The sequence below is a fragment of the Streptomyces tyrfis genome, from assembly GCF_037034285.1.
Classification (GTDB): domain Bacteria; phylum Actinomycetota; class Actinomycetes; order Streptomycetales; family Streptomycetaceae; genus Streptomyces.
Window position 1 is genome coordinate 1 of record NZ_JBAGJZ010000035.1, and the last position, 26,747, is coordinate 26,747.

Consider the following 26,747-nt stretch of genomic DNA (forward strand, 5'->3'; position numbering starts at 1 on the left):
CCGGGCGCGTCCTACTCGGTCTTGATCGCCGTCAGCATGTTCAGCTTCGCGGCGCTGCGGGCCGGCCAGAGCGAGGCCAGCACGCCCACCAGGCCGGCGAGCACCAGGAAGACGCCGATCCGGTCCCACGGGATGACCAGGGCGTAGCCCGGGACGGAGGACTTCAGGGTCTGCCCGATCGCCCAGGCGAGGAACGTGCCGAGCACCACGCCGATCACCGCGCCGAAGAGCGAGATGACCACGGCCTCCAGGCGGATCATGCGCTTCACCCGGCGCCGGTCCAGGCCGATCGCCCGCAGCATGCCGATCTCCTGCTGGCGCTCGAAGACCGACATGGCCAGCGTGTTGACGACGCCCAGCACCGCGATGATCAGGGCCATCGCCAGCAGGCCGTACATGATGTTCAGGGCGGTGTTGACGAAGCCGCCGAACATGTCCCGGATGCCCTGACGGTCGATGATGCTCATCGCCGGGTTGTCGCCCAGCGCCTTGACCAGGGCCTTCTCGTTGGCGGCGGTCTCGCCGCCGTCCATCTTCACCCAGACCTCGCGGATGTCGGCATGGGCGGTGTGCCGCTCCAGGAGCTCCCTCGGCATCAGGACGCGGCTGAGGAACTCGTTGTCCTCGTAGATCGCGCCGAGCTTCAGGTTCTCCTTCTTCTCGTCGTCGTACACGACCGGGATCGTGTCCCCGGTCTTCCAGCCCTCCTTCTCGGCGGTCTTCTCGCTGACGGCGATCTCGCCGTCGCGCAGGGAGTCGACCGAGCCGGAGACCGTCTTGATGGCGAAGAGGTCGTTCACGTCGCCGGGGGTGACTCCGGAGACCGACAGGTGGTCCTTGCCGACCTTCGGCCAGGAGTCCAGGCGGGGCGAGACGGCCTTGACTCCGTCGACCTTCTCCAGGGCGGTGAGCGCCGACGGGTCGAGGGAGTTCCCGTTCGCCATCGACACCATGTAGTCGGCCTTGATGTTGTCCGTCGTCATCCGGTCGACCGCCTGGCCGAGGGTGACGCCGAGCACCGAGATGCCGGTGACCAGGGTGAGTCCGATCGCCAGGGCGGAGGCGGTGGCGCCGGTGCGCCGCGGGTTGCGGACCGCGTTCTGCGCGGCCAGCTTGCCGGAGACCCCGAACAGCTTCTTCAGCAGCGGGCGGACCAGCGCGACGACCGGCCGCGACAGCAGCGGGATCAGCACGATGACACCGATCAGCGCGAAGAACGCGCCGGCTCCGATGAGCGTCCGGCCGTCCGAGCCCGCGGCAGCGCCGGCCACGATGCCCGCGCCGCCGAGCGCGGCGAGGACGCCGCCGATCGAGTTGCGCAGCACCAGGGACTTGGCCGTCGAGGTCGCGTGCACGCTGTTCATCGCCGCCACCGGCGGGATCTTGGCGGCCCGGCGGGCGGGCAGCCAGGCGGCCAGCACGGTGATCAGCACGCCGACGGCGAGCGCCGCGATGACCGAGGTGGGCGAGACGATCAGGGGCCCGGCCGGGATCTTCCCGCCGGTCAGGCTCATCGCGGCGCGCAGGCCGACGGCGAGCCCGAGGCCGAGCGCGAAACCGATGACCGACGCGAGGGCGCCGACCACGGCGGCCTCCAGCAGCACGGAGCGCTTGACCTGGCGGCGGGAGGCGCCGACGGCGCGCATCAGGGCCAGTTCCTTGGTGCGCTGGGCGACCAGCATGGTGAAGGTGTTGGCGATCAGGAAGATCCCGACGAAGAGCGCGATCGCGGCGAAGGCGAGCAGCATCGTGTTGAGGCTGCTCAGCCCGGACTCGATGTCCTTGGCCTGCTGGTCGGCGAGCTCCTTGCCGGTCTGGGCGTCGGCGCCCTTCGGCAGCAGCGGCTTGACCTCGGTCAGCAGCTTGTCGGCCGAGGCGCCGGACGCGGCGGAGACGTTGGCGTCCATGAACTCACCGGGCCGCAGATAGAGCTCCTGGGCGACCGGGGTCTCGAAGAGGACCAGGCTGCCGCCCGCGTTGACGGCGCCGTCCTCGGTGGTGAAGACACCGGAGAGGGTGTACTCCTTCACCGGGCCGTTGGTGGCGACCCGGACCCGGTCGCCGACCTTGTACTCGCCCTTCTTCGCGGTCTGCTCGTCGAGCGCGATCCGGTCCGCCGCGTCGGGGCCCTTGCCGTCGACGAAGGTGTACGCGGCGTCCTTGCCGTCCTTGCCGGGGAAGAAGTTGGCGCCGGTGTTGGACCAGCCGTTGCCGATCAGCTTGCCGTCGGGGTCGGCGACGCCGGCGAAGCCGTGGACCCGGCCGGTGGCGGTGTCGACGCCGTCCAGGCCCTGGATCTTCGTCAGGGCGGCGGCGGTGATGCCGCGGGGCGCGTTCGGGTCGCGCTGGTCGGCGCCGGTGGTGACGGCGACGGCGATGTCGTCGTAGCTCTTGGCCGACTGCTTGCGGAAGGCGTTGCCGAGGGTGTCGGTGAAGACCAGGGTGCCGGATACGAAGGCCACGCCGAGCATCACGGCGAGCACGGTCATCAGCAGCCTGGCCTTGTGCGCGAGCACATTGCGCAGGGCGGTACGGAACATGTCTGTCAGTCCTGGGAAGGGGAGAGGTCCGGCAAGGGCGCGGGGTCCGGGCCCGGCGTGGGCGCGGGAACCGGCGGGGGCGCGAGGCCCCGGCGGGGGCGTGCGGAAGAGCGGGCTCCGGGTGCGCGGAAGGGATTCAGCTGGTGCGGCCCTTGGCGTCGAACGCCTTCATCCGGTCGAGGACCCCGTCTGCGGTGGGGTGCATCATCTGGTCGACGATCTGGCCGTCCGCGAGGAAGATCACCCGGTCCGCGTAGGAGGCGGCCGCCGGGTCGTGGGTCACCATCACCACGGTCTGGCCCATCTCGCGCACCGAGTTGCGCAGGAAGCCGAGGACCTCGGCGCCGGAGCGCGAGTCCAGGTTCCCGGTCGGCTCGTCACCGAAGATGATCTCCGGCCGCGAGGCCAGGGCGCGGGCCACCGCCACGCGCTGCTGCTGGCCGCCGGAGAGCTGGGTCGGCCGGTGGGACAGCCGGTCGGAGAGCCCGACCATGTCGATGACCTGACGCAGCCACGCCTCGTCGGGCTTGCGGCCCGCGATGTCCATGGGGAGCGTGATGTTCTCCAGCGCCGTCAGGGTCGGGAGCAGGTTGAACGCCTGGAAGATGAAGCCGATCTTGTCGCGGCGGAGCTGGGTGAGCTGCTTGTCCTTGAGCGAGCCCAGTTCCGTGTCGCCGATCCGCACCGAACCGCTGCTGAAGCTGTCGAGACCGGCCACGCAGTGCATCAGCGTGGACTTGCCGGAGCCGGACGGGCCCATGATCGCGGTGAACTGGCCCTGGGGGAAGTCCACGGTGACCCGGTCCAGGGCCGTCACCCTGGTCTCGCCCTCGCCGTAGACCTTCGACAGGTCCGTGGCGCGGGCAGCCACCGTGGCGACGCGGTGTGCGGTGGGAGTGGTGGTCACGGGAATCTCCTGATCCGGGCCCGGCCGAGGGCTTCGTCCGGGGTCGTGTGGTGAGTCAGATGTGCGTTCGAGGTGTCCGACGCTGTTCGGACTCCTCCATCCTCACCGCCGGATCGTCGTGATTCGTCAGCCCCCGTACCCGTTCCCGGGGTCGTCTTGAGTCGCACCGGCCGGCTCCGGTGTCCTCCTTCGGTATGACATCGACCCCGAGGTGATCCACTCGGCCGGGTGGCGCGCGCGTCAATCCGCGACCCCGGGAAGGTGGCATTCCGTGCCACGAATGGGTGGGCCGGCCCCGGCGGGGGGCCGGGCGCCGGGGCGGTCGGGGAGCGGTCGGGCGGGGGTCTCGGGGGCCGCTCCTCCACCCCGAGGCGCACGGCGTCGACGCCCGCCCGCTCGTCCGTGCCGGAGCCGCGCGGGGGCCGGGGCGGGCGGGCGCGCGGGCGTCGCGACGTCGGCGTACGAGACCTGTTCGGGCCGCCCGGCGGGGCGGCGGGGACGGCCTCTGACATGCGCCTGACCAATGAGCCGCCCGAATGCGGCGACTTTACGTCAATCCGGATTGCCGGGCGTCGCACCCCATACCCCGCCCAGGCATGTGGGGATGCGTGTTCACAAGTGCTGACGCACCCTCAAACGGTCAATAAAATAAGACAACATCGCGCCACTCATCCGCTGATCGGAGGAAGCCCCCAGATAGGGTCATGTGCCAACGCGGAGTCGCGCGCCAGGGCCCGGGTGGTGGAAGGCAGACACGGCGAGCTTAAACCTCGCTGCCCCTCGGGGGCGTACCGGTTCGAGTCCGGTTCCGGGCACCACTTCGCGCAGGGCACGCCGAGAGGCGGACCGCCCGGCGGGCGCGTTTCCCGCGGCGTCGGCCACCGCCTCCGGGCAGGGCACCCGGTGCCGCCTTCGGCCGCTGTTCCCAGCCCGTTGTTCCCGGCCCGCTGTTCGCGGCTCTCATCCCTCGGCCCCTGCCGCTCCTTCTTGCCCGTTCACTCCTCTGCTCCCGTTCGGTCCCGTTCAGTCCAGTCCGGTCTCGTTCGATCTGGTTCAGTTCCATTCGGCACCGTCCGGTTCTGTTCGGCCCCGTTTGGTCCGTCTTCCCGTGTTCCGCTGTCGGGCGGAGGCCCCCGGTGGTCGCCGATCGGCACGGACGGTCAAGTCGATGTAGTGAATTGCAAATTTATGCAATTCACTACATGCTGTGTTCGTTGTATATGCAAGTGGCCGAGAGGCCGACAGGAGGTCCGGGGACGTGCCGGTTCCGCTGTACCGGGCGAAAGCCGAGTTCTTCCGGATGCTGGGGCATCCGGTGCGCATCCGAGTGCTGGAAATGCTGCAGGGCGGCCCGAAGCCGGTCCGCGCGCTGCTCGCGGCGATCGAGGTGGAGCCCTCGGCGCTGTCGCAGCAGCTGGCGGTCCTGCGCCGGTCGGGGATCGTGACGTCCACCCGGGAGGGCTCGACCGTGGTCTACGAACTCGCGGGTGGGGACGTGGCGGAGCTGATGCGGGCCGCGCGCCGGATCCTGACCGAGATGCTGGCGGGGCGGAACGAGCTGCTGGCCGAGCTGCGGGAAGCCGAGGTCGCCGCGTCGTGAGTACGGTCTCCCGACAGGCGCTGGACCGGGTCCGTTCGCTGCTGCCCGGCCGCGCCGACTTCGTGGCCATGGCCCGCGACCCGCGCCGCGATCTGCTCGCCGGCCTCACCGTCGCCATCGTGGCGCTGCCGCTCGCGCTCGGCTTCGGGGTCTCCTCCGGGCTCGGCGCCGAGGCGGGGCTCGCGACGGCGGTGGTGGCCGGGGCGCTGGCCGCGCTGTTCGGCGGCTCGAACCTCCAGGTGTCCGGCCCGACCGGGGCCATGACGGTCGTCCTCGTGCCGATCGTCGCCCAGTACGGGCCCGGCGGGGTGCTGACCGTCGGGCTCCTGGCCGGGGTGCTGCTGATAGCCCTGGCCCTGCTCAGGGCCGGTCAGTACATGCGGTACGTCCCCGCGCCGGTCGTCGAGGGATTCACCCTGGGCATCGCCTGCGTCATCGGGCTCCAGCAGGTGCCCGCCGCGCTCGGCGTGGACAAGCCCGAGGGCGAGAAGGTCCTGGTGGTGGCCTGGCGGGCGGTCGAGGCGTTCGTGCGGACGCCGAACTGGACCGCCGTCGCCCTCTCCGTCGGCGTGGCGGCCGTGATGCTGCTGGGCGCGCGGCTGCGGCCCGGCATCCCGTTCTCCGTCGTCGCGGTGATCGCCGCGACGCTGGTCGCCCAGCTCTGCCACCTGGACTCGGCGACGCCGATCGGCGACCTGCCGTCCGGGCTGCCCGCCCCCTCGCTCGGCTTCCTGGACCTGTCGTCGCTGGGCTCGCTGCTCGCGCCCGCCGTGGCCGTGGCCGCCCTCGCGGCGCTGGAGTCGCTGCTGTCGGCCACGGTCGCGGACGGCATGACGGTCGGTCAGCGGCACGACCCGGACCGGGAACTCTTCGGGCAGGGTGTGGCGAACCTGGCCGCCCCGCTGTTCGGCGGCGTCCCCGCGACGGCCGCCATAGCCCGCACCGCGGTCAACGTCCGTACGGGAGCGGGCTCCCGGCTGGCCGCGCTCACCCACGCCGCCGTGCTGGCCGTCATCGTGTTCGCGGCCGCCCCGCTCGTCTCGAAGATCCCGCTGGCCGCGCTGGCGGGCGTGCTGCTGGCCACCGCGATCCGCATGGTCGAGGTCGGCTCGCTGCGCGCGATGGCCCGCGCCACCCGCTCCGACGCCGTGGTCCTGTGCCTGACGGCCGCCGCCACGCTCGTCCTCGACCTCGTCTACGCGGTGATCATCGGCCTGGTGGTGGCCGGGGCGCTGGCCCTGCGGGCGGTCGCCCGCCAGGCGCGGATGGACCAGGTCGACTTCCGTCCCGACCTGCCCGGCGAGCACAGTGACGAGGAACACGCGCTGCTGGCCGAGCACATCGTCGCCTACCGGATCGACGGACCGCTGTTCTTCGCCGGGGCGCACCGCTTCCTCCTGGAGCTCTCCGAGGTGGCCGACGTCCGGATGGTCATCCTCCGCATGTCGCGGATCACCACCATGGACGCCACCGGCGCGCTGGTCCTCAAGGACGCCGTGCAGAAGCTGAACCGGCGCGGCGTCACCGTGCTGGCCTCCGGGATACGCACGGGCCAGCGGCGCGCCCTCGACGCCGTGGGCGCCCTGGAGCTGCTGCGGCCCGACGGCCGGGACTACGCCACCACCCCGGAGGCCATCGCGGCGGCCAGGGCCCGGCTCCAGACCGCCGGCCTCGTGCCCGCGCTGCCGGCCGGCCCGGCGGACGCGACCACCGCCCCCGTCACCCCCGCCGCGTCCGAGGAGGCGTCCCGATGACGGTCCGGCCCGACGCCCTGCCGCTGCGTCATGTGCTGACCCTGCCCACCATGGGCGCCGCCGTGCGCACGGCACGCGAGACGACCGAGCAGGTTCTGGCCGAGTGGGGCGTCGGACCGCGCCACCCCGGCGTCGACCCGGTGCTGCTGATCCTCAGCGAACTGGTCACCAACAGCGTCCGGCACGCCGCCGTGGTGTCCCCGACGGTGACCGTGTTCTACGCGGCCGGCCCGGACACGTTCGCCTTCGGCGTCCACGACCGCCACCCCTACCGGCCCACGCTGCACGGCCCGGCCGCCGGGACCGACGGCGGGCTGGCCATGGTCACCGAGCTCACCCACGGCCTGGCGGGCACCGCGGTCGTGCGCGAGGACGCGGACGGCGGAGGCAAGTGCGTCTGGGTCACCGTGCCCCTGCGGGGTGTGGGAGCCGGGGGCGCGGGGCGATGACGGGACGGGGACGGCCGGTGCGACGGGCGGCGGACCCTTCCGCCCCGCGGATTTCGAATTCCGGCGGCCGCCGAGGTCAGCGCGCACGGGCGGACGCGCGAGGATGGCCCCATGGCGAAGAGTTCTGAGTGCACGCGATACACGGCACACGCACGGCAGAGGCGGTCCGTCCGGACGGCCGGGACCGAGGCCGCGGGGCCGGTTCGATGAGCGCGCCCCTCTACCAGCTGAAGGCCGAGTTCTTCAAAACCCTCGGGCACCCCGTCCGCATCCGGGTGCTCGAACTGCTCAGCGAACGCGAGTACGCGGTGTCCGAGATGCTGACCGAGATCGGCGTCGAGCCCGCCCATCTGTCGCAGCAGCTCGCCGTGTTGCGGCGGGCGAACCTCGTCGTCGCGCGCCGCGAGGGCTCGGGCGTCTACTACTCCCTCGCCAACGTCCAGGTGGCGGAGCTCCTGCGGGTCGCCCGCACCATCCTGTCCGGGGTCCTGGCCGGTCAGGCCGAACTGCTGGCCGACCTGCGCGCCGCCGAGCCGGGACGGCGCTGAGCGTCGTCCCGTGACGCCCGGTGGGCGCGGGGCACGGGACCCGGGGCGCGGGGCGTGAGCAGGGATGGGGGACCGGCCGGGTGTCGTCTTGGAAAAGACGGGTGCTTTTCGCCTTCGGTTCGATAAAGATCCTCCTCAGGCACTAGTCTGAATCCTTTGCCTACCCATTACTCTTGTGGGAAGGCCACGCAGGGTGGCCATGGAGGAGTGAGATGAGGAGCAGCAACCCGGTCTTCTCGCGACGGGGCTTCAGCCGCGACAACGGATACGCGGGCTTCAACGCGGCGCCGCAGGCCGGGGCCCCTGTCGCGGGTGGCAACCCGTACGCGCAGGGCACCGCCGCCAACCCGTACGCCACCAACCCCTATGCCCAGCAGGACGTCCAGTACGGCGTCCCGCAGGCCCCGGCGCGCACGGGCGCCATGACGATCGACGACGTCGTCACGCGCACGGCGATCACGCTGGGCACCGTGGTGCTCGGCGCCGCGTTCGCCTGGGCCGTGCTGCCGGTCGACCCGGCCAACATCGGCAAGTCGTACGGGATCGCCGTCGGCGCCGCGCTGGTGGCGTTCGTCCTGTCGCTCATCCAGTCCTTCAAGAGCCGCCCGGTTCCGGCGCTGATCGTCTCGTACGCGGCGTTCGAGGGCGTCTTCCTCGGCGTGATCTCCAGCGCGGTCAGCACCTACATCGGCCCGGGCGTCGTGATGCAGGCGGTGCTGGGCACCATGTGCGTCTTCGCCGGTGTGCTGCTGGCGTACAAGATGCGCTGGATCCGCGTCACCCGCCGCTTCTACGGCTTCGTGATGGCCGCGGCCGTCGGCTTCATGCTGCTGATGGCGGTCAACCTGCTGTTCGCCGTCTTCGGCGGCGGCGACGGCCTGGGCTTCCGCAGCGGTGGCCTCGGCATCCTGTTCGGCATCATCGGGGTCGTCCTCGGTGCGTGCTTCCTCGCCCTGGACTTCAAGCAGGTCGAGGACGGCATCGCCTACGGCGCCCCCCGCGAGGAGTCCTGGCTGGCGGCCTTCGGCCTCACCATGACCCTGGTGTGGATCTACCTGGAGCTGCTGCGTCTGCTCTCGATCCTCAGCGGCGACGACTGACGCACGGACCCCTGTCGACCGGAGCGTCGACGGATACCGGGAGCGGCCCGCAGGCAGAACGCCTGCGGGCCGCTCCCGTTCTGCGCTCGGCGGGTCCTCCCTCCGGGCGGGGCTCCCGTTCCGCGCCCGGTGGGTGGGGCCGTGCCCGGTGGGTGGGGCGGGGCGGGCAGCGGCGGCCCTTCTGGCGATGGCGCGGGGGAGACGCGTAGGGTCGGCGGGTGCTCGATACGACCCCGCTGATCAACGCCGTGGACCGATTCGCCGACCGGCTGCGCGCCGCCCCGCAGAGCCGGTTGCAGCGTGGCGCGGCCGCCGAGGGGCTCGCCACGGCCCGGGAACTCGCGCGGCGGGCCCAGCGCGTAGAGTCGCCCGACCGGGAACCGCGCACCATGCCGGACGCCGGGCTCTTCGCGATCGGCGACCAACTCGCCGTGGCGGGGCGCGACCTGGCGGCGGCACTGGAAACGGCCTCGTCGGCGGAACTGGACGAGGCCGTGCGATACGTGGAGGAGGCGGCCGGGCGGGCGTTCGCCTGACGCGCGGCCGGCCGAGGGCCGGGAAGCGGCCGGGGGCCCGGGGCGGGGAGTCGAGGGCCAGGGGCCGGCGGCCGGGATCCGGGGCCGGGGGAGAAGCTTCTGGGGCGCGGGAGTCGGAGGCCGGAGACGGAGGCCGGGGGCGGAGGCCGGGAGTCGGGGTCCGGGGCCTGGGCCTGGGTCCGGGGCCTGGAGTCAGAACGAGGCGATGATGCGGTCCGCGAGTATGTAGACGTTCTCCTCGCCGCACGAGAAGGTCAGGGCGTACGCGCCGGAGACGCCGGAACCGCCCAGCAGCACCGGGCGCTCACCGGCGAGCAGCGACTCGGCCAGGCGCTCGGCCGTCTCCCGGTGACCGGGCGTCATACAGAGCGTGGTGCCGTCGGCGAAGACGTACACGTCAAGGGTGCCGAGCGGACCGGGGCGCACGTCCGCGAGCTCGGTGCGGTTGTCGGCGAGCTCCTCGAGGCGGTTCACGGTGCGCTCGTGGTCGGTGGCCACGGGGGTCCGCACGGGCACGAAGTCGGGGTGCGAGGGATGGCGGCGACGGGCCGCGGCCAGCTCGGGGGAGTCCTCGGCGAGCCCCGCGGTCTCCGGCATCTCGGCCACGTCGGCGAGTTCGGCCACATCCGCGAACTCGGTCAGTTCCGTCAGCTCCTCCAGCGCCTCGGCGGCGTCGAGGTCCATCGCCTCCAGGCCCACGAAGTCCGCCTGACGGGGCATGAAGAGCGGGGCCTCCTCGCCCGTTCCGGACAGGCCGCCCAGCAGGGACGGGGCGTCGGCCGCGTCACGCGCCTCCTGGGAGGCCCAGAAGGCGCGGGCCTCGGCCAGTTCGCGCTCCCGCTCCTCGGCGAGCGCCTCGGCGACCGCCGCGCGTATCTCGGCGGCCGGGGTGTCGTAGCGGCTCTGCGGGGGCACGGCGGCGCTCTGGGCGCGGGCCGCGGCCAGCTCCGTGCGGAGGGCGGCCATCTGCTTGCGCAGCCCGTGAGCAGCGTGCAGAGCAGCGGCGCCCACGGCCGTGGCGGCGGCGGTGGTCAGCAACAGGGCAAGAGACATGGCGCTCACTGACATACTCCCGGTTTCAATGGATTCCCCGACTTCCTACCTCAGCTTGTCCTCCGGCCGCTCCTCGTGTCAGTGCATTACGTCACGAATTGGACAGGTCTTTCGGCCCAGGGTTTAGTGCCGGTGCCGGTATGACCTGGGGGAATGGTTCTCCCCCAGGACGTAGGTCACATCCTGGGGGAGATTCGGTCACGGCCGGGGCTCGGAAACCGGCCATTCTCCAATGAAACTGTGCGTGCCCGAGCGGGTACGCGTTGCCCTCCGCGAACGGAGAGGGCCACCGCGCTCCGGCTCGGTCAGCCGAGCTCAGCCGCTCAGCTCAGCCGCTCGCGTCGTGGGTCGCGTTCCGCTTCGCTTGCGCTGCGGGCAGGTGCCGCCCTCGTGCCTCGGGCGGCCCCTACCCTCCGCTCCAGCTCAGCTCAGCCGCTCGTGTCGTGGGTCGCGTTCCGCTTCGCTTGCGCTGCGGGCAGGTGCCGCCCTCGTGCCTCGGGCGGCCCCTACCCTCCGCTCCAGCTCAGCTCAGCCGCTCGATGACCATGGCCATGCCCTGGCCGCCGCCCACGCACATGGTCTCCAGGCCGAACTGCTTGTCGTGGAACTGGAGGCTGTTGATCAGCGTGGTGGTGATCCGGGCGCCGGTCATGCCGAAGGGGTGGCCGACGGCGATGGCGCCGCCGTTGACGTTGACCTTCTCCAGCGGCAGGCCGAGATCGCGGTAGGACGGGATCACCTGGGCGGCGAACGCCTCGTTGATCTCGGCCAGGTCGATGTCGTCGATCGTCAGCCCGGCGCGCTTCAGCGCCTGCCTGCTCGCCTCCACCGGCCCGTATCCCATGATCTCGGGGGAGAGGGCCGAGACGCCGGTCGAGACGATCCGGGCCAGCGGCGTCAGGCCCAGCTCGCGGGCCTTGGTGTCGGACATGATCACCAGGGCGGCGGCCCCGTCGTTCAGCGGGCAGCAGTTGCCTGCCGTGACCAGCCCGTCGGGGCGGAACACCGGCTTCAGGCCCTGCACGCCCTCCAGGGTGACGCCCGCGCGCGGACCGTCGTCCTTGGCGACGACCGTGCCGTCCGGGGTGGTGACCGGGGTGATCTCGCGCTCCCAGAAGCCCTTCCCGATGGCCTCCTCGGCGAGATTCTGCGAGCGGACGCCGAACTCGTCCATGTCCTGACGGGTGATGCCCTTGAGCCGGGCCAGGTTCTCCGCCGTCTGCCCCATCGCGATGTACGCGTCCGGCACCAGCCCGTCCTCGCGCGGGTCGTGCCAGCCCTCGCCGCCCTGCTCGGCGCGGGCCGCGGTACGGGCCTCGGCGTCGGCGAACAGCGGGTTGTGCGTGTCCGGCCAGCTGTCCGAGTTGCCCTTGGCGAAGCGCGACACCATCTCGACGCCCGCCGAGATGAAGACGTCGCCCTCGCCCGCCTTGATGGCGTGCAGCGCCATCCGGCTGGTCTGGAGGGAGGACGAGCAGTAACGGGTGATCGTGCAGCCGGGAAGGTGGTCCATGCCCATCCGCACGGCGACGATGCGCCCCAGGTTGTTGCCCTGCTCGCCGCCGGGGAGGCCGCAGCCGAGCATCAGGTCGTCGATGTCCCGCGGGTCCAGCTCGGGGACCTTCGCCAGCGCGGCCTGGATGATCGTCGCGGTCAGGTCGTCCGCGCGCAGGTCCTTCAGCGAGCCCTTGACTGCCCGGCCGATGGGAGAACGGGCGGCAGAGACGATCACGGCTTCGGGCATCACGCGGCTCCATGAGGGCTGGAAGGCGGGTTCGGGCAGGTGCTGACTTGGAAGTTACCTGTACGTAGCAGATGGGTCACCGGGCAGCGCATGTGACGCCGACCTCTTTTCTAAGCGCTCGCTCAGTCGGTTGCCTCGTTCGGATCCGTTGCCTCGTTCAGATCGATCGCCGCGCTCGGTCCGTTGCCCCGCTCAGTTGATTGTCCCGCTCGGTCGGTCGTCCGGGTCGATCTCCGCCGTCGGCCCAGCGACCCCTCGGGCCGGTCGGCGGGACGGTCCGCGGGCCGGTCGGCAGGTCCGTCCCCGGATCGGCCCGGGGGCAGGCCGTCCGGCCCGTCCGGCCCGCGCGTTCCGGCGGCCTCGGGGGTGTCTGACACATACCTGCGGCGTCGCGGGGTCCGGCACGCACGCTCGCGGCGTCGCCGAACCGCCCACGTGGCTCCGCCACGCAGACGCTCCGGAGTCTTGCGATCGCACGCACCGGACCCAGCTCCTTCTCCCGCACTCATTTATCAGACACCCCTAGGGGGCCCCTTCCCCGGCGACTCCGGGCACCCCGGTGGATCCGGTCGCCGTCCCGCCGTCCGGCTCCGGCCGCGGGTGCGGGTCGGGCTCCGTGGCCGCGGGCAGGCGCCGCCGCCTGCGGTGCTTGAGCAGCGCCCACGGCGCCCGGGCCCCGGTGACCTCGGTACCGGCCTCCATGGCCGCCTGGGAGGCCGCCTTGGCCACCGGCAGAATGTCCTCGCGCCGGGCGCCGTCCAGCCGGTCGGTCTCCGGCCACAGGCCCAGTGCCGCGCAGAGGGTCGGCAGCACCGCCATCGCCGCCGTGGCGTACCCCTCCGCCGAGGGGTGGTAGTTGTCCGGCCCGAACAGTTCGCGCGGGTTCGCCTCGAACTCCGGCCCCAGCAGGTCGCCCAGCGACACCGTGCGCCCGCCCTGCTCCACCGCGCCGATCGTCTGGGCCGCCGCCAGCTGCCGGCTCGCCCGGCGGGCCAGCCAGCGCAGCGGCTGGTAGACCGGCTCGATCGTGCCGAGGTCGGGGCAGGTGCCGACCACCACCTCCGCGCCCGCCGTCCGCAGCCTGCGCACCGCGGTGGTCAGGCAGCGCACCGACTGGGTGGCCGGGATGCGGTGCGTCACGTCGTTCGCCCCGATCATGATCACGCAGACGTCGGGCACCGCGCACGGATCGGCCAGCAGCAACGAGACCTGCCGTTCCAGATCGTCCGAGCGGGCGCCCGGCTGCGCCACGTTCCGCAGATCCACCGGCCGCTCGGACACCGCCGCGAGCCCCGAGGCCAGCAGCGCCCCCGGCGTCTGTCCCGTCCGGCGCACGCCCTGCCCGGCCGCCGTCGAGTCGCCCAGCAGCCCCAGCCGCAGCGGCTCCGCGGGGCCGGCGAACGCCACCCCGTACCGCCCGTCCGCACTCGGCGGGACCGGCGCGGTGCCGCCGCCCACATGCCGTTTCGCCAGCTGGACCTCCGCCAGCAGGACGCCCACCGCCGCCGCGCCGAGCAGCCCGATGCCGCCGCCGCCGTAGGCCGCGCCCGCCGCGATCCGCCGTGCCACTCTCGCCCTCGACACAGTCCGGTCCACCTCTCGTCGCCGTGCAGCCGTACGCCATCTCCTTGCCCCGCGGCGGCCGCCGCTCAATCACTCCTCCCGTCTGCACCGCCCGTTCTCCCGCCGGTGCGCATACGCTGGCCGCACCCATCAGGAGACCCCGGAGTACACGGTGCAATTCCACGATTCGATGATCAGTCTTGTAGGCAACACCCCGCTGGTGAGGCTGCGCAGTGTCACGGCCGGCATCCAGGCGACGGTCCTGGCCAAGGTCGAGTACTTCAACCCCGGCGGCTCGGTCAAGGACCGCATCGCCCTGCGCATGATCGAGGCGGCCGAGGAGAGCGGCGAACTGCAGCCGGGCGGCACGATCGTCGAGCCGACCAGCGGCAACACGGGCGTCGGCCTGGCGATCGTCGCCCAGCAAAAGGGCTACAAGTGCATTTTCGTCTGCCCGGACAAGGTGTCCACGGACAAGATCAACGTGCTGCGCGCCTACGGCGCCGAGGTGGTCGTCTGCCCGACGGCCGTCGACCCCGAGCACCCGGACTCGTACTACAACGTCTCCGACCGGCTGGTCCGCGAGACGCCCGGCGCCTGGAAGCCCGACCAGTACTCCAACCCGAACAACCCGCGCTCGCACTACGAGACCACCAGTCCCGAGCTGTGGGAGCAGACCGACGGGAAGATCACCCATTTCGTCGCGGGCATCGGCACCGGCGGCACGATCAGCGGCACCGGCCGCTATCTGAAGGAGATCAGCGGCGGCGCGGTCAAGGTCGTCGGCGCGGACCCGGAGGGCTCGGTCTACTCCGGCGGCTCCGGGCGCCCGTATCTCGTCGAGGGCGTCGGTGAGGACTTCTGGCCGACCGCCTACGACCAGACGGTCACGGACGAGATCGTCCCGGTGTCCGACAAGGACTCCTTCCAGATGACCCGCCGCCTCGCCAAGGAGGAGGGCCTGCTGGTCGGCGGCTCCTGCGGGATGGCGGTCGTCGCCGCGCTGGAGGTCGCGAAGCGACTGGGCCCGGACGACGTGGTCGTCGTCCTGCTGCCGGACAGCGGACGCGGATACCTCAGCAAGATCTTCAACGACGAATGGATGGCGGACTACGGCTTCCTGGAGGACACGGGGCCGTCGGCCCGGGTCGGGGATGTCCTCGACCACAAGGAGGGGCCGATCCCTACGCTCGTCCACATGCACCCCGAGGAGACCGTCGGCGAGGCGATCGACGTGCTGCGCGAGTACGGCGTCTCGCAGATGCCGATCGTGAAGCCGGGCGCCGGGCACCCGGACGTGATGGCCGCCGAGGTCGTCGGCTCGGTGGTCGAGCGTGAGCTGCTGAACGCGCTGTTCGCGCAGCGCGCCTCGCTCACCGACCCGCTGGAGAAGCACATGTCGCCGCCGCTGCCGCAGGTCGGCTCCGGCGAACCGGTCGAGGACCTGATGGCGGTGCTCGGCGGCCCGGACGCGGCGGACGCGGCGATCGTGCTGGTCGAGGGCAAGCCCAAGGGCGTGGTCAGCCGCCAGGACCTGCTGGCGTACCTGGCGAAGGACGCGGGCGGCAAGCCGTAGGGCGGGCGCGGGGGCCCGCCTGCGGGCCTTCGCGAAAACGGTACGCGCGCGACACATGCGCGCAGCACCCGCTTAACACGGGACCGGCACAGTGAGGGGTGTCGGCGGGGAAACCGGCCGGCACCCGTTACGGCGACACGGACTACGGAGCGGCTCCCGGACCTCCCTCGTCGCCCGGACGCGGCCCGGGGCCCTGACCCGGCCCGTGCCCCTCGCGGGGACCGCCGTCGTCCCGCCCCTCGGACACCGGGGGTGCGGCGGTCCCCGCGACACTTCTCTCGCGGTTCTCAGCCGTCCGGTTCTCAGCCGTCCGGTTCTCAGTCGTCCCAGTCGGACGTGGAGCTTCCGGAACGGCGGCGGAACCAGGGCCAGTCGCGGGCCGCGTACACGGCGTTGACGCCGAGGATGCCGAGCCAGGCGATGACCAGGCCCTGGGTGTGGGCGGCCGCCGCGGCGATCGCGGACAGCGGGATGGCCAGGACCAGCGAGATGATCCCGAAGCCGAAGCGCTCGCCGAACCCCCCGAGGGGCTGCGGCTGCCGCGCTCCTCGGGCGACGCTCACCTGCTGCTCGGCGAGGTGCCGGCGGACACGGCGGTCGAGCGTGGTGTCGAGCCGCTGCTCGACCTTCTCCAGAAACGATTCGACGAGCGCGGACTCGTAATCCGAACCCAGCTCACTACGGGCGTGCAGGGTGGCGTCGAGCTCGTTCTTGAGCTCCGGGTCTCGGGCTTTCATGCCTCTCACGGTACGAACCGCCGGACCCGCGGGCAGTGGGGCTACCCCCCGTCTTTCCCTGGGCCCTGCCGTACGGTCCGCTGCGCGCGTACCGGACCCGGCCTCCGCCTTCACCGCGGACCTTCTCGGTACCGGCAGCGACGGGGCCGTACCGGCAGCGACCGGTCCGCACCGGCAGCGACCGGGACAACCGGGCCGCCGTCGGGACGGCGGGGCGGGCCGGGCTGTATATGGACATGCAGGCGGCTTGCTGGCTGAATGGATTCGTCGGCGCCGGACCGTGGTGCGACGGATCTACCAAGGGGACAGCATGAGCGGGAGCAACCCGGCCGCGCGGTTGCAGCAGCTCTTCGAGGGGCGTCGGCTCACGCCGACGCAGCGGCGCATCGCGCACTGGATGGTGCGCCGGGCCGGGGACGTGCCGTTCCTGTCGAGCGTGGAGCTGGCCGAGCTCGCCGGGGTCAGCCAGCCGTCCGTCACCCGGTTCGCCGTGGCGCTGGGCTTCGACGGCTACCCGGCGCTCCGCAGACATCTGCGGGAGGTGGCCCCGGCCGGGGCCGAGCCGGGGAGCGGCGACGGAGACGCGTGCAACGAGTACCAGCAGGCCGTCCTCGGAGAGATCGAGAACCTCCGGCATCTGGCCGATCTGCTCGCGGACCCCGGGCCCGTCGAACGCGCGGGCAGGATGCTGGCGGCCTCCCGGCCGCTGCCGGTGCTCGGGCTGCGGGCCGCCTCCTCGCAGGCCCGGGGCTTCGGGTACTTCGCGGCCAAGGTCCACCCCGACGTCCGGGTGCTCGACGAGGGCGGCAGCATGCTGCACGACCGGATCGACGCGGCGCGCCGGGCGGGCGCCACGGCCCTGATCTGCTTCGCGCTGCCCCGGCACCCCAAGGAGGTCGTCGACGCCCTCGCGTACGCGCGGGACCAGGGGCTGGCCGTCGTCTCGGTCGCGGACTCCGCCTTCGCGCCCGTCGCGAAGCACAGCGATCTGCTGATCCCGGCGGCGGTCGGCACGGGGCTCGCCTTCGACACCGCGTGCGCGCCCATGCTGCTGGGGCGGGTGCTGCTGGAGGCCATGTGCGACGACCTGCCCGACGCGCAGGCGCGGCTGGAGGAGTTCGACGCGCGGGCGGCGGCGCGGGGGCTCTTCGTCGAATGACGCGCGGGACCGGCCGTCGAGCGACGAGGTACGGGACCGGCCGTCGAATGGCACCTGGGGCCGGTCGTCGAGCGGAGTCCGGGGCCGGTCGTCGGGCGGGGGCCGGGACCGGCGCGCGCCCGGTGCCGGACGGCGGTGACGCGGTTTCGGACGGCGGCGGTGACATGGTGCCGGACGGCGGTGACGGGGTGCCGGACGGCGGTCACGGGGTGCTGGAACTGCTGCCCGGAACGGGCGTGGCGCTGCCGGGCGGGGCCGGGACGCTGCGGTTCGGGGCGGGGCCCGACGAGGCGCGTCCTGATCGCCGAGGCGCCCGACTGCCGAGGCGTGCCGAGGTGCCTGATTGCCGAGGCGTCTCCCGACCCGCCCGCGCGATTCTCAGACGCCCCTCATCCGTGCCCGTTAACCTCCGGGCGCGAGAGAAGCGCAGGAGAGAAGAGAGGGGCACGGACGTGGGGCGCGGAGCACAGTCGCTGGCGAGGGTGGCGGTGGTCGTACGAGCCGGGGCCGCGCCGCTGTGGTGGTCGGGGCTGCTGGCCGCGGTGGTCGGCGCCGCGGTGCCCGGACTCACCGGGCGGCGGATCGGGCTGCTGGCCGGGGCGGCGCTGTTCCTGATCACGGCCGCCGCCGTGGCGCTCGTACGCGGCCGTCGCTACGCCGAACTCGCCGGGAACGCAGCCCGGGCCGCCCGGACCGACTTCCTCCAGGACCGGGCCGTGACCGTGCGCGACTGGCGGCGCGGGCGCCGGTGGTGGCTGCTCGGGGCGTTCCTGGCGGCGGTGGTGAGCGCGTTCCTGCTGCCCGGCACGGGCGGGCTGGCGCTCGCTGGAGCCGGGGCCGGGCTCTGGATCAAGGCGCTCCGGATCGGGCAGCGCGAACGCCGGGACGACGTCCTGTACTGGGTGCCGGCCGACCGGGTGCGGCGCGGGCGGCCCGCGGGCAAGCAGGTGGACGCGTACCGGACGACCGGGCCGATGGCGGGCGACGCCGCACCCGGCGGGGCGCGGCGCCACCGCTGAGGCGGCCGCCGGGCCGCCCGCCGGGCCATCTGCCGGGCCATCTGCCGGGCCATCCGACCTCGACGGCCGCCCGTCGGCTCATGTCCCGTCGTCTCATGGGCGGCCTGCTTCGCCGTCCCGTCGCCTCATGTCCCGTCGGTTCATGGCGGCCCGCCCCGCCGTCCCGTCGTCTCATGGTGGCCCGCCGGGGCGTCGGCGCGGGCCCTGTTGACTACGTCTATTCAGAACCCCAGGATGTGAATAGGAGACTTACACGTCGCGAGGAGGCGTCGCCATGTCAGGACCCCGCCCGGTACGGGCACCGCGCGGTACGGAGCTGAGCGCCCTGGGATGGCAGCAGGAGGCCGCCCTCCGGATGCTCCAGAACAACCTGGACCCCGAGGTCGCCGAGCACCCCGACAAGCTCGTCGTCTACGGCGGCACCGGCAAGGCGGCCCGCGACTGGCGCTCCTTCGACGCCATGCTGCGCACCCTGCGGACGCTCAAGCAGGACGAGACGATGCTGGTCCAGTCCGGGCGGCCGGTCGGCGTCATGCAGACGCACGAGTGGGCGCCGCGCGTGCTGATCGCCAACTCCAACCTGGTGGGCGACTGGGCGAACTGGGAGGAGTTCCGCCGCCTGGAGGCGCTCGGCCTCACCATGTACGGCCAGATGACCGCCGGATCGTGGATCTACATCGGCACCCAGGGCATCCTCCAGGGCACCTACGAGACCTTCGCCGCCGTCGCCGCGAAGAAGTTCGGCGGGACGCTCGCCGGCACCATCACGCTGACCGCCGGGCTCGGCGGCATGGGCGGCGCGCAGCCGCTCGCGGTGACCATGAACGACGGCGTCGCGATCTGCGTCGACTGCGACCCGCGCGCCATCGAGCGCCGCATCGAGCACCGCTATCTGGACGTGCGCGCCGACTCCCTCGAACACGCGCTCCAGCTGGCCGTCGAGGCCCGGGACGCCCGCCGGCCGCTCTCCATCGGCCTGCTGGGCAACGCGGCCGACCTGCTGCCGCGCATGCTCGCCGAGGGCGCCCCGATCGACATCGTCACCGACCAGACCAGCGCCCACGACCCGCTCGCGTACCTGCCGTCCGGCGTCGACTTCGACGACATGGCCTCGTACGCGGCCAAGGACCCGGCGGGCTTCACCACCCGGGCCCGGGAGTCGATGGCACGGCACGTCGAGGCGATGGTCGGCTTCATGGACGCCGGGGCGGAGGTCTTCGACTACGGCAACTCGATCCGCGGCGAGGCGAAACTCGCGGGCTACGAGCGGGCCTTCGCGTTCCCCGGCTTCGTGCCCGCGTACATCCGGCCGCTGTTCTGCGAGGGCAAGGGCCCGTTCCGCTGGGCCGCGCTGTCCGGCGAGGCGTCCGACATCCACAAGACCGACAAGGCGATCCTCGATCTCTTCCCGGAGAACGAGTCGCTGCGCCGCTGGATCACGATGGCCGGTGAACGCGTCCACTTCCAGGGGCTGCCCGCCCGGATCTGCTGGCTCGGCTACGGAGAGCGCGACCGGGCCGGCGAACGCTTCAACGACATGGTCGCCTCCGGCGAACTGGCCGCCCCGCTGGCGATCGGCCGCGACCACCTCGACTGCGGCTCGGTGGCCTCCCCGTACCGCGAGACCGAGGCCATGCTCGACGGCTCCGACGCGATCGCCGACTGGCCGCTGCTGAACGCCATGGTGAACGTGGCGTCCGGGGCGTCCTGGGTCTCCCTCCACCACGGCGGCGGGGTCGGCATGGGCCGCTCCATCCACGCCGGGCAGGTGACCGTCGCCGACGGCACCCCGCTGGCGGGCGAGAAGATCCGCCGGGTGCTCACCAACGACCCGGGCATGGGCGTCATCCGGCACGTCGACGCCGGGTACGACATCGCGGAGACGGTCGCCGCCGACAAGGGCGTGCGCGTCCCGATGACGGAGGGCGAACAGTGAACCGGCCGCCCACGACGGGCCCCGGAGCCCCGGGCCGCGGCCCCGCCCCGGACACGGGCGGCGGTCCCGGCACCGGCCAGACCGGTCCCGGCCAGACCGGCACCGGCCAGACCGGTCCCGGTCCCGGGGGGCCCGGCGAGGCCGGGGACGGCGGGGCTCCGTCGTTCCAGGCCATGTGGCGGGAGCTGCTGCCGATCGGCCGGCACCCGGACAGCGGCGGCTACCGCCGCTACGCCTGGACCGGCGCCGACGCCGAGTGCCGCGCCTGGTTCCGGGCCCAGGCCGAGGCGCGCGGGCTGACCTACGAGGTCGACCGGAACGGCAACCAGTGGGCCTGGCTCGGCGACCCGCTGGCCGGGGACGCGGTCGTCACCGGGTCGCACCTCGACTCCGTGCCGGACGGCGGCGCCTTCGACGGGCCGCTCGGCGTCATCTCCTCCTTCGCCGCGCTCGACGAACTCCGGTGCAGGGGAGCCGAGTTCACCCGGCCGCTGGCCGTCGCCAACTTCGGCGACGAGGAAGGGGCCCGCTTCGGGCTGGCCTGTGTGGGCTCCCGGCTCGCCGCCGGGCAGCTGACCGTCGACGCCGCGCACCGGCTCCGCGACGGCGACGGCGTCACCCTGCCGCAGGCCATGGAGGCGGCCGGGTACGACCCCGGCGCCATCGGCCCCGACCCCGAACGGCTCGCCCGCATCGGCGCGTTCGTCGAACTCCACGTCGAGCAGGGGCGCGCCCTCGACCTCACCGGCGACCCGGTCGGCATCGCCTCCGCGATCTGGCCGCACGGGCGCTGGCGGTTCGACTTCCGGGGCGAGGCCAACCACGCCGGCACCACCCGGCTGGCCGACCGGCGCGACCCGATGCTCACCTATGCCGAGACCGTGCTGGCCGCCCGCCGCGAGGCCGAACTCGTCGGTGCCGTAGCCACTTTCGGCAAGGTGGCGGTCGAACCGAACGGCGTCAACGCCATCCCCTCCCTCGTCCGCGGCTGGCTCGACTCCCGCGCCGCCGACCAGGACCGGCTCGACGCCGTCGTCGACGGCATCGAACGGGCCGCCCGGGAACACGCCGAGCGGGCCGGCATCGACCTCGACGTCGTGCGCGAGTCCTTCACACCCGTCGTGGAGTTCGAGCACGCCCTGCGCGACGAGATCGGCAAGATCCTCACGGAGCGGGGCGGCCGCGGGCGCGCCGCCGGGCGTCCCGTGCCCGTCCTCGGGACCGGCGCCGGACACGACGCGGGTATTTTGTCCGCCTCGGCGCCGACCGCCATGCTGTTCGTACGGAACCCCACCGGGGTCTCGCACTCACCGGCCGAGCACGCCGCCGAGGACGACTGCGCGGCCGGAGTGACCGCACTCGCCGACGTACTGGAGGGTCTCGCGTGCCGCTGACGACACCGCCGCCGCAGCCGACGGGCAGGCCCGTCACCGAGACGTACTGGCTGTCCCACGCCTGGCTCGGCGCCCATGTCGAGCCGGGTGTCGCGGTGGACGTGTCCGGCGGGGTCGTCGCGGGCGTCCGCACCGGCGTCACCGTCCCGCCGCCGGGCGCCACCGTGCTGCGCGGGCTGACGCTGCCCGGTCTCGCCAACACCCACTCGCACGCCTTCCACCGGGCCCTGCGCTCCACCGTCCAGGTCGGCTCCGGCACCTTCTGGACCTGGCGCGAGACCATGTACCAGGTCGCCGCCCGGCTCACCCCCGACTCGTACTACGAGCTGGCCCGCGCGGTGTACGCCGAAATGGCCCTGGCCGGCATCACCGCCGTCGGCGAGTTCCACTATCTGCACCACGCGCCGGGCGGCACGCCCTACGCCGACCCCAACGCGATGGGCGAGGCGCTGATCGCCGCGGCGGGCGAGGCCGGCATCCGGATCACGCTGCTGGACACCGCGTACCTCGCCGCCGGGTTCGGCGACGGGCCCGGGCACTACCGGGGGCCCGACCCGCATCAGCTGCGGTTCTCCGACACCACCGCGGACGCCTGGGCCGAACGCGTCTCCCTCCTCAAGGACACCGACCACGCCCTGATCGGCGCCGCCGTCCACTCCGTACGCGCCGTCCCGGCGGCGCAGCTGGCCACCGTGGCCGCCTGGGCCGGGGAACGGCGGGCGCCGCTCCACGTCCACCTCTCCGAACAGCCCGCGGAGAACGAGGCGTGCCTCGCCGCCCACGGGCGCACCCCCACCCGGCTGCTCGCCGACCACGGGGTGCTCGGCCCCCGCACCACCGGCGTCCACAACACCCACCTCACCGCCGAGGACATCACGCTCCTCGGCTCCTCGGGGACCGGCACCTGCATGTGCCCCACCACGGAACGCGACCTCGCCGACGGGATCGGCCCGGCCGTCGCCCTGCAGCGGGCCGGCTCGCCGCTCTCCCTCGGCAGCGACAGCCACGCCGTGATCGACCTCTTCGAGGAGGCCCGGGCGATGGAGCTGGACGAACGCCTGCGCACCCGGACCCGCGGCCACTGGACGGCGGCGGCCCTGCTGCGCGCGGCGACCGCCGACGGGCATGCCGCGCTCGGCCGTCCGGAGGCGGGCGTCATCGAACCCGGCGCCCCCGCCGACCTGACCACCGTCGCCCTGGACTCCGTCAGAACGGCGGGACCGGAGCCGCGGCTGGCCGCCGAGACGGTCGTATTCGCCGCGACCGCGGCCGACGTGCGGCACACCGTCGTGGCGGGACGCCACCTCGTCCGCGACGGGCGTCACACGCTGATCGACGACGTGCCCGGAGCGCTCGCCTCCGCGATCTCCGCCCTGCACCGCTGAGCCCGCCGCCACCGGGACCGGCACCGGAAGCGGAAGCCGTGGCGACGGGAACGGGGCCGATGGGAACCGGGCCGACGGGAACGGGGCCGGGCCGGGCGCCGGAGCCCCCGGCCCGGGGACCGGCGACCGCCCCCGGCCCCGCGGCCCTCCCCGGCCCCGCGGCCCCCGGAACACCGACGGTCCCCGGGCCGTCACTCCCGGGACCCCCGGCCCGGCGGCCGCCCGCGAACCCCGGACCCCCGGGACCGGGGCCGACGGCGCCCCCTGCGCCGCCGCTCCCGGAACCGGGGCGCGGGACACCCCCCATGCCGCCGCTCCCGGAACCGGGGCGCGGGACACCCCCCCGTGCCCGTCGGCCGGTCCCCCCGCGCGATTCCCCGCGCGTCCGCCGACGGGCCGCCCCGCACACCCACCCAGAAGGAGAGCAGCCGCCCCATGACGACGACCGTCATCACCAACATCGCCGCCCTGGTCACCAACGACCCCTCCCTCCGCGCGGACTCCCCCCTGGGCCTGGTCCAGGACGCGGCCGTCGTCATCGAGGACGACCGCGTCGTCTGGACCGGTGGGACCAGCAAAGCACCCGCCACTGACAACGCCGTCGACGCGGGCGGCCGGGCCATGATCCCCGGCTTCGTCGACTCCCACTCCCACCTCGTCTTCGCGGGCGACCGCACCGAGGAGTTCAACGCCCGGATGTCCGGCCGCGCCTACAGCGCGGGCGGCATCAGGACCACCGTCGCCGCCACCCGCGCCGCCACCGACGAGCAGCTCTCCGCCAACGTCGCCCGCTACCTGGCCGAGGCGCTGCGCCAGGGCACCACCACCTTCGAGACCAAGTCCGGCTACGGCCTCACCGTCGAGCACGAGGCCCGTGCCCTGCGCATCGCCGCCCGGCACACCGAGGAGGTCACCTTCCTCGGCGCCCACGTCGTCCCCGCCGACTACGCCGACGACCCGGCCGGCTACGTCGACCTGGTCACCGGGCCGATGCTCGACGCCTGTGCCCCGCACGCCCGCTGGATCGACGTCTTCTGCGAGCGGGGCGCCTTCGACGTCGACCAGGCCAGGGCCGTCCTCACCGCCGGCCGCGCCAAGGGCCTGCAGCCCCGCGTCCACGCCAACCAGCTCGGCCACGGCCTCGGCGTCCAGCTCGCCGTCGAACTCGACGCCGCCTCGGCCGACCACTGCACCTACCTCACGGACACGGACATCGACGCCCTGGCCCAGAGCGGCACCGTCGCCACCCTGCTCCCCGGCGCCGAGTTCTCCACCCGCGCCGTCTGGCCGGACGCCCGCCGCATCCTCGACGCGGGTGTCACCGTCGCGCTCTCCACCGACTGCAACCCGGGCTCGTCGTTCACGTCGTCGCTGCCCTTCTGCATCGCCCTCGCCGTGCGCGACATGGGCATGACCCCGGACGAGGCGGTCTGGTCCGCCACCGCGGGCGGTGCGGCGGCGCTGCGCCGTACGGACATCGGCCGCATCGTCCCCGGGGCCCGCGCCGACCTGGTCCTCCTCGACGCCCCCAGCCATGTCCATCTCGCCTACCGGCCGGGAGTGCCGCTCACCCACGCGGTCTGGCGCCGCGGCGAACGCGTCGTCTGAGCGGACCCCGCCGCGCGACCGGCCCCGGGCACCCCCCGGGATCCCGCCGCGCGACCGGCCCCGGACATGCGGAAGGACCCGCCCGTCGCCGGGGCAGGTCCTTCCGCACGAGTCGCGACGGGGGTCGCGCGGGTGTGTGCCGCCGGTTCGCGGCGCACCCGGTCACTCCTCCAGGGTCAGGCCCTTCCGGAGTCTGGTCAGCGTCCGGGAGAGCAGCCGGGACACATGCATCTGGGAGATGCCCAGTTCCTCGCCGATCTCCGACTGCGTCATGTTGGCGACGAACCGGAGCGAGAGGATCCTGCGGTCGCGTCCGGGCAGCGAGGCGATCATCGGCTTCAGGGACTCGACGTACTCGATGCCTTCGAGCCCGTGGTCCTCGTAGCCGATGCGGTCCGCCAGCGCGCCCTCGTGCTCGTCCTCCTCGGGCTTGGCGTCCAGCGAGCTCGCGGTGTACGCGTTGCTCGCGGCCATGCCCTCGACGACCTCGTCGTGGGTGATGCCGAGGCGGTCGGCGAGCTCGCCCACAGTGGGCGAGCGGTCCAGCCGCTGGGCGAGCTCGTCGCCCGCCTTGGCCAGGTCGAGCCGCAGCTCCTGAAGGCGGCGCGGGACGCGCACGGACCAACTGGTGTCGCGGAAGAAGCGCTTGATCTCGCCGACGATGGTCGGCATCGCGAACGTCGGGAACTCCACGCCGCGACTGAGCTCGAAACGGTCGATCGCCTTGATCAGGCCGATGGTGCCGACCTGGATGATGTCCTCCATCGGTTCGCTGCGGGAGCGGAACCGGGCGGCGGCGAACTTGACCAGGGCCAGGTTCAGTTCGACGAGGGTGTTGCGGACGTACGAGTACTCGTGGGTGCCCTCTTCGAGGGATTCGAGCCGCTCGAAGAGCGTTTTCGACAGTGCCCTGGCGTCCAGCGGCTCCACCTCGTCGAACGGCGGGATCTCGGGTAGTCCTTCGAGGCCGTCGGCGACGTGGTGGGGAGCGGCGGACCGGTGGTCGACGCGGTCGGCTCCGGTGTCGCCGGCATCCGTGACGATGCCGGCGCCGCTGCCGCGCGTGCCGTCCGCGGCGGTCGCGGCAGGGGAGTCTGAGTGGGTCAGTCCCACAGAAGGTGCTGACGTCGCGTCGGGGGTACGCGGTTCGTCGAGCCGGGGTGACATGGTCTCCTCCATCGTTCTCGGCATATGGCTGCCGATGCCCATACGTGTTCCTGCGGTGAAGCGGCGCCTCCGAAGCCGTTCGTGTTTTTGGGTGTCCCTCTACCCTTACCCGGTTCGAACGGAGAGTTACAAGCGCAAATTGATGCTATATGTCCTATTTGTTGAGGTCTTTGGCTACCACGTGGCGAACGGAACGCGTACTGTTTCCGGGTAGTCGTCGACGACTACGACGAAATCCGCGCACGCGAGAACGCGAACAGTGACCACTGACGGCGACGAACGGCGAAGAGGGACTTGGCATGGACCGCGGGACGGTCGGCAGTGCGAACCGGGGCCGGCTTCAGGTCGGGACCCGTACCGAGGGGCGCAGCGAGGTCGTGACGCCGGTGGGTGAGCTGGATCACCACACGGCCGATCTGCTGCGGGAGCCCCTGGAGAGCGCGGTCGAGCAGGGGCGGGCACGCCTGGTGATCGACTGCTCGCGACTCGAGTTCTGCGACTCCACCGGGCTCAATGTGCTGCTCGGCGCCCGGCTCAAGGCCGAGGCGGCCGGGGGCGGGGTCCATCTGGCCGGGATGCGGCCGGTGGTGGCGCGGGTCTTCGAAATCACCGGGGCCGAGGCGGTCTTCACCGTTCACGACTCCCTGGACGCGGCCCTGGACACGTGAGGGCGGGCGCGCCCGGCGGCGCGCGTTCCGTGACCTCGGGGGGCTCAGGTGTTGCCGGTGTCACGCGGCCCGCGCGGACGAAGCGGGTGTTGTCACGATTCGGCCGGGCAGGAGACACCTGGCGGAGCGGTGTGTGATCCCATGTGCCGCGGGCCCGCGGGCGCGGTGTCCGCATGCGCGGCGGCCGGCGGCAGGTGCCGCGGCCCCGCATGCGGTATTCCTACGTGCGGCACTCGCGCGCGGTCCCGGTGTGCTCGTGGTGTCCGCGCGTGATCTGTACTTGTAACTGTTCGATGGCGACATG

General features: G+C 72.9%; 21 protein-coding genes and 1 tRNA gene. 15 read left to right on the forward strand and 7 right to left on the reverse strand.

Annotated features, from left to right (window positions below; all coding sequences use genetic code 11):
• Positions 1-11 precede the first annotated feature (11 nt).
• Positions 12-2,540, reverse strand: coding sequence for an ABC transporter permease (locus WA762_RS24405; protein WP_335938376.1), 2,529 nt, complete (start codon positions 2,538-2,540; stop codon positions 12-14).
• Positions 2,541-2,676: 136 nt separating this feature from the next.
• Positions 2,677-3,447: an ABC transporter ATP-binding protein gene (locus WA762_RS24410; protein WP_335938377.1), complete on the reverse strand. Its 771-nt coding sequence runs from the start codon at positions 3,445-3,447 to the stop codon at positions 2,677-2,679.
• A 732-nt stretch (positions 3,448-4,179) separates the two neighbouring features.
• Here WA762_RS24410 and WA762_RS24415 point away from each other — a divergent pair.
• From WA762_RS24415 to WA762_RS24445, 7 genes are all read left to right on the forward strand, one after another.
• A tRNA-Leu gene (locus WA762_RS24415) sits at positions 4,180-4,265 on the forward strand.
• A 440-nt stretch (positions 4,266-4,705) separates the two neighbouring features.
• Complete coding sequence (locus WA762_RS24420) at positions 4,706-5,047, forward strand: ArsR/SmtB family transcription factor (protein WP_335938378.1); 342 nt, start codon at positions 4,706-4,708, stop codon at positions 5,045-5,047.
• 68 nt (positions 5,048-5,115) lie between these two features.
• The gene (locus WA762_RS24425) at positions 5,116-6,801 is read left to right on the forward strand and encodes a SulP family inorganic anion transporter (RefSeq protein WP_443080664.1); all 1,686 of its coding nucleotides are present in this window, start codon (positions 5,116-5,118) and stop codon (positions 6,799-6,801) included.
• Positions 6,798-7,250 (forward strand): ATP-binding protein, encoded by a 453-nt coding sequence (locus tag WA762_RS24430; RefSeq protein ID WP_335938380.1) that lies wholly within the window; start codon positions 6,798-6,800, stop codon positions 7,248-7,250. The genes WA762_RS24425 and WA762_RS24430 overlap by 4 nt, the downstream gene beginning before the upstream one ends.
• Before the next feature lie 206 nt (positions 7,251-7,456).
• Positions 7,457-7,798, forward strand: coding sequence for an ArsR/SmtB family transcription factor (locus tag WA762_RS24435; protein WP_335938381.1), 342 nt, complete (start codon positions 7,457-7,459; stop codon positions 7,796-7,798).
• A gap of 212 nt (positions 7,799-8,010) precedes the next feature.
• Positions 8,011-8,898: a Bax inhibitor-1/YccA family protein gene (locus WA762_RS24440; protein ID WP_335938383.1), complete on the forward strand. Its 888-nt coding sequence runs from the start codon at positions 8,011-8,013 to the stop codon at positions 8,896-8,898.
• A gap of 218 nt (positions 8,899-9,116) precedes the next feature.
• Positions 9,117-9,434 (forward strand): hypothetical protein, encoded by a 318-nt coding sequence (locus WA762_RS24445; RefSeq protein ID WP_335938384.1) that lies wholly within the window; start codon positions 9,117-9,119, stop codon positions 9,432-9,434.
• A 192-nt stretch (positions 9,435-9,626) separates the two neighbouring features.
• Here the strand turns inward: WA762_RS24445 and WA762_RS24450 are convergent, their stop codons facing one another.
• The 3 genes from WA762_RS24450 to WA762_RS24460 form a co-directional block, all read right to left on the reverse strand.
• Complete coding sequence (locus WA762_RS24450) at positions 9,627-10,472, reverse strand: hypothetical protein (RefSeq protein WP_335938468.1); 846 nt, start codon at positions 10,470-10,472, stop codon at positions 9,627-9,629.
• A 538-nt stretch (positions 10,473-11,010) separates the two neighbouring features.
• Positions 11,011-12,231, reverse strand: a complete 1,221-nt coding sequence (locus tag WA762_RS24455) for an acetyl-CoA C-acetyltransferase (RefSeq protein WP_335938385.1) — start codon at positions 12,229-12,231, stop codon at positions 11,011-11,013.
• Positions 12,232-12,753: 522 nt separating this feature from the next.
• Positions 12,754-13,800, reverse strand: coding sequence for an SGNH/GDSL hydrolase family protein (locus WA762_RS24460; RefSeq protein ID WP_335938469.1), 1,047 nt, complete (start codon positions 13,798-13,800; stop codon positions 12,754-12,756).
• Positions 13,801-13,966: 166 nt separating this feature from the next.
• Here WA762_RS24460 and WA762_RS24465 point away from each other — a divergent pair, with 166 nt between their 5' ends.
• Positions 13,967-15,370, forward strand: a complete 1,404-nt coding sequence (locus WA762_RS24465) for a cystathionine beta-synthase (RefSeq protein ID WP_335938386.1) — start codon at positions 13,967-13,969, stop codon at positions 15,368-15,370.
• A 317-nt stretch (positions 15,371-15,687) separates the two neighbouring features.
• On the opposite strand, the gene WA762_RS24470 is transcribed toward WA762_RS24465, so the two are convergent.
• Entirely contained in the window at positions 15,688-16,107 is a 420-nt protein-coding gene (locus tag WA762_RS24470; protein WP_335938388.1) for a hypothetical protein, read from the reverse strand.
• A 310-nt stretch (positions 16,108-16,417) separates the two neighbouring features.
• Here WA762_RS24470 and WA762_RS24475 point away from each other — a divergent pair, with 310 nt between their 5' ends.
• The 6 genes from WA762_RS24475 to hutI all read left to right on the forward strand — a co-directional run bounded on the left by WA762_RS24475 (position 16,418) and on the right by hutI (position 24,608).
• A complete protein-coding gene (locus WA762_RS24475) occupies positions 16,418-17,266 on the forward strand; it encodes a MurR/RpiR family transcriptional regulator (RefSeq protein ID WP_335938390.1) in 849 nt (282 codons plus the stop codon).
• A gap of 452 nt (positions 17,267-17,718) precedes the next feature.
• Positions 17,719-18,285, forward strand: a complete 567-nt coding sequence (locus WA762_RS24480) for a hypothetical protein (RefSeq protein ID WP_335938392.1) — start codon at positions 17,719-17,721, stop codon at positions 18,283-18,285.
• 274 nt (positions 18,286-18,559) lie between these two features.
• The gene (hutU, locus tag WA762_RS24485; protein WP_335938394.1) at positions 18,560-20,221 is read left to right on the forward strand and encodes a urocanate hydratase; all 1,662 of its coding nucleotides are present in this window, start codon (positions 18,560-18,562) and stop codon (positions 20,219-20,221) included.
• A 173-nt stretch (positions 20,222-20,394) separates the two neighbouring features.
• On the forward strand, positions 20,395-21,615 hold the full coding sequence (locus WA762_RS24490; protein WP_335938470.1) for an allantoate amidohydrolase: 1,221 nt from the start codon (positions 20,395-20,397) through the stop codon (positions 21,613-21,615).
• Positions 21,606-23,000 (forward strand): formimidoylglutamate deiminase, encoded by a 1,395-nt coding sequence (locus tag WA762_RS24495; protein WP_335938396.1) that lies wholly within the window; start codon positions 21,606-21,608, stop codon positions 22,998-23,000. Before WA762_RS24490 ends, WA762_RS24495 begins: the two co-directional genes overlap by 10 nt.
• A gap of 435 nt (positions 23,001-23,435) precedes the next feature.
• Positions 23,436-24,608, forward strand: a complete 1,173-nt coding sequence (gene hutI, locus WA762_RS24500) for an imidazolonepropionase (RefSeq protein WP_335938398.1) — start codon at positions 23,436-23,438, stop codon at positions 24,606-24,608.
• A 162-nt stretch (positions 24,609-24,770) separates the two neighbouring features.
• On the opposite strand, the gene WA762_RS24505 is transcribed toward hutI, so the two are convergent.
• Positions 24,771-25,775 carry an RNA polymerase sigma factor SigF gene (locus WA762_RS24505; RefSeq protein ID WP_335938471.1) on the reverse strand — a complete coding sequence of 335 codons (1,005 nt, stop codon included), beginning with the start codon at positions 25,773-25,775 and terminating at the stop codon, positions 24,771-24,773.
• 299 nt (positions 25,776-26,074) lie between these two features.
• Between WA762_RS24505 and WA762_RS24510 the strand changes: the two genes are divergently transcribed.
• Entirely contained in the window at positions 26,075-26,443 is a 369-nt protein-coding gene (locus WA762_RS24510; RefSeq protein ID WP_335938400.1) for an STAS domain-containing protein, read from the forward strand.
• Positions 26,444-26,747 lie beyond the last annotated feature (304 nt).

What these genes read in the sequence shown, in the direction of transcription:
- WA762_RS24405 (WP_335938376.1), bottom strand. Translation starts at nt 2,540, where the DNA reads ATGTTCCGTACCGCCCTGCGCAATGTGCTCGCGCACAAGGCCAGGCTG.
- WA762_RS24425 (WP_443080664.1), top strand. Translation starts at nt 5,116, where the DNA reads ATGGCCCGCGACCCGCGCCGCGATCTGCTCGCCGGCCTCACCGTCGCC.
- WA762_RS24430 (WP_335938380.1), top strand. Translation starts at nt 6,798, where the DNA reads ATGACGGTCCGGCCCGACGCCCTGCCGCTGCGTCATGTGCTGACCCTG.
- WA762_RS24435 (WP_335938381.1), top strand. Translation starts at nt 7,457, where the DNA reads ATGAGCGCGCCCCTCTACCAGCTGAAGGCCGAGTTCTTCAAAACCCTC.
- WA762_RS24440 (WP_335938383.1), top strand. Translation starts at nt 8,011, where the DNA reads ATGAGGAGCAGCAACCCGGTCTTCTCGCGACGGGGCTTCAGCCGCGAC.
- WA762_RS24455 (WP_335938385.1), bottom strand. Translation starts at nt 12,231, where the DNA reads ATGCCCGAAGCCGTGATCGTCTCTGCCGCCCGTTCTCCCATCGGCCGG.
- WA762_RS24470 (WP_335938388.1), bottom strand. Translation starts at nt 16,107, where the DNA reads ATGAAAGCCCGAGACCCGGAGCTCAAGAACGAGCTCGACGCCACCCTG.
- WA762_RS24475 (WP_335938390.1), top strand. Translation starts at nt 16,418, where the DNA reads ATGAGCGGGAGCAACCCGGCCGCGCGGTTGCAGCAGCTCTTCGAGGGG.
- hutU (WP_335938394.1), top strand. Translation starts at nt 18,560, where the DNA reads ATGTCAGGACCCCGCCCGGTACGGGCACCGCGCGGTACGGAGCTGAGC.
- WA762_RS24490 (WP_335938470.1), top strand. Translation starts at nt 20,395, where the DNA reads ATGTGGCGGGAGCTGCTGCCGATCGGCCGGCACCCGGACAGCGGCGGC.
- hutI (WP_335938398.1), top strand. Translation starts at nt 23,436, where the DNA reads ATGACGACGACCGTCATCACCAACATCGCCGCCCTGGTCACCAACGAC.
- WA762_RS24505 (WP_335938471.1), bottom strand. Translation starts at nt 25,775, where the DNA reads ATGTCACCCCGGCTCGACGAACCGCGTACCCCCGACGCGACGTCAGCA.
- WA762_RS24510 (WP_335938400.1), top strand. Translation starts at nt 26,075, where the DNA reads ATGGACCGCGGGACGGTCGGCAGTGCGAACCGGGGCCGGCTTCAGGTC.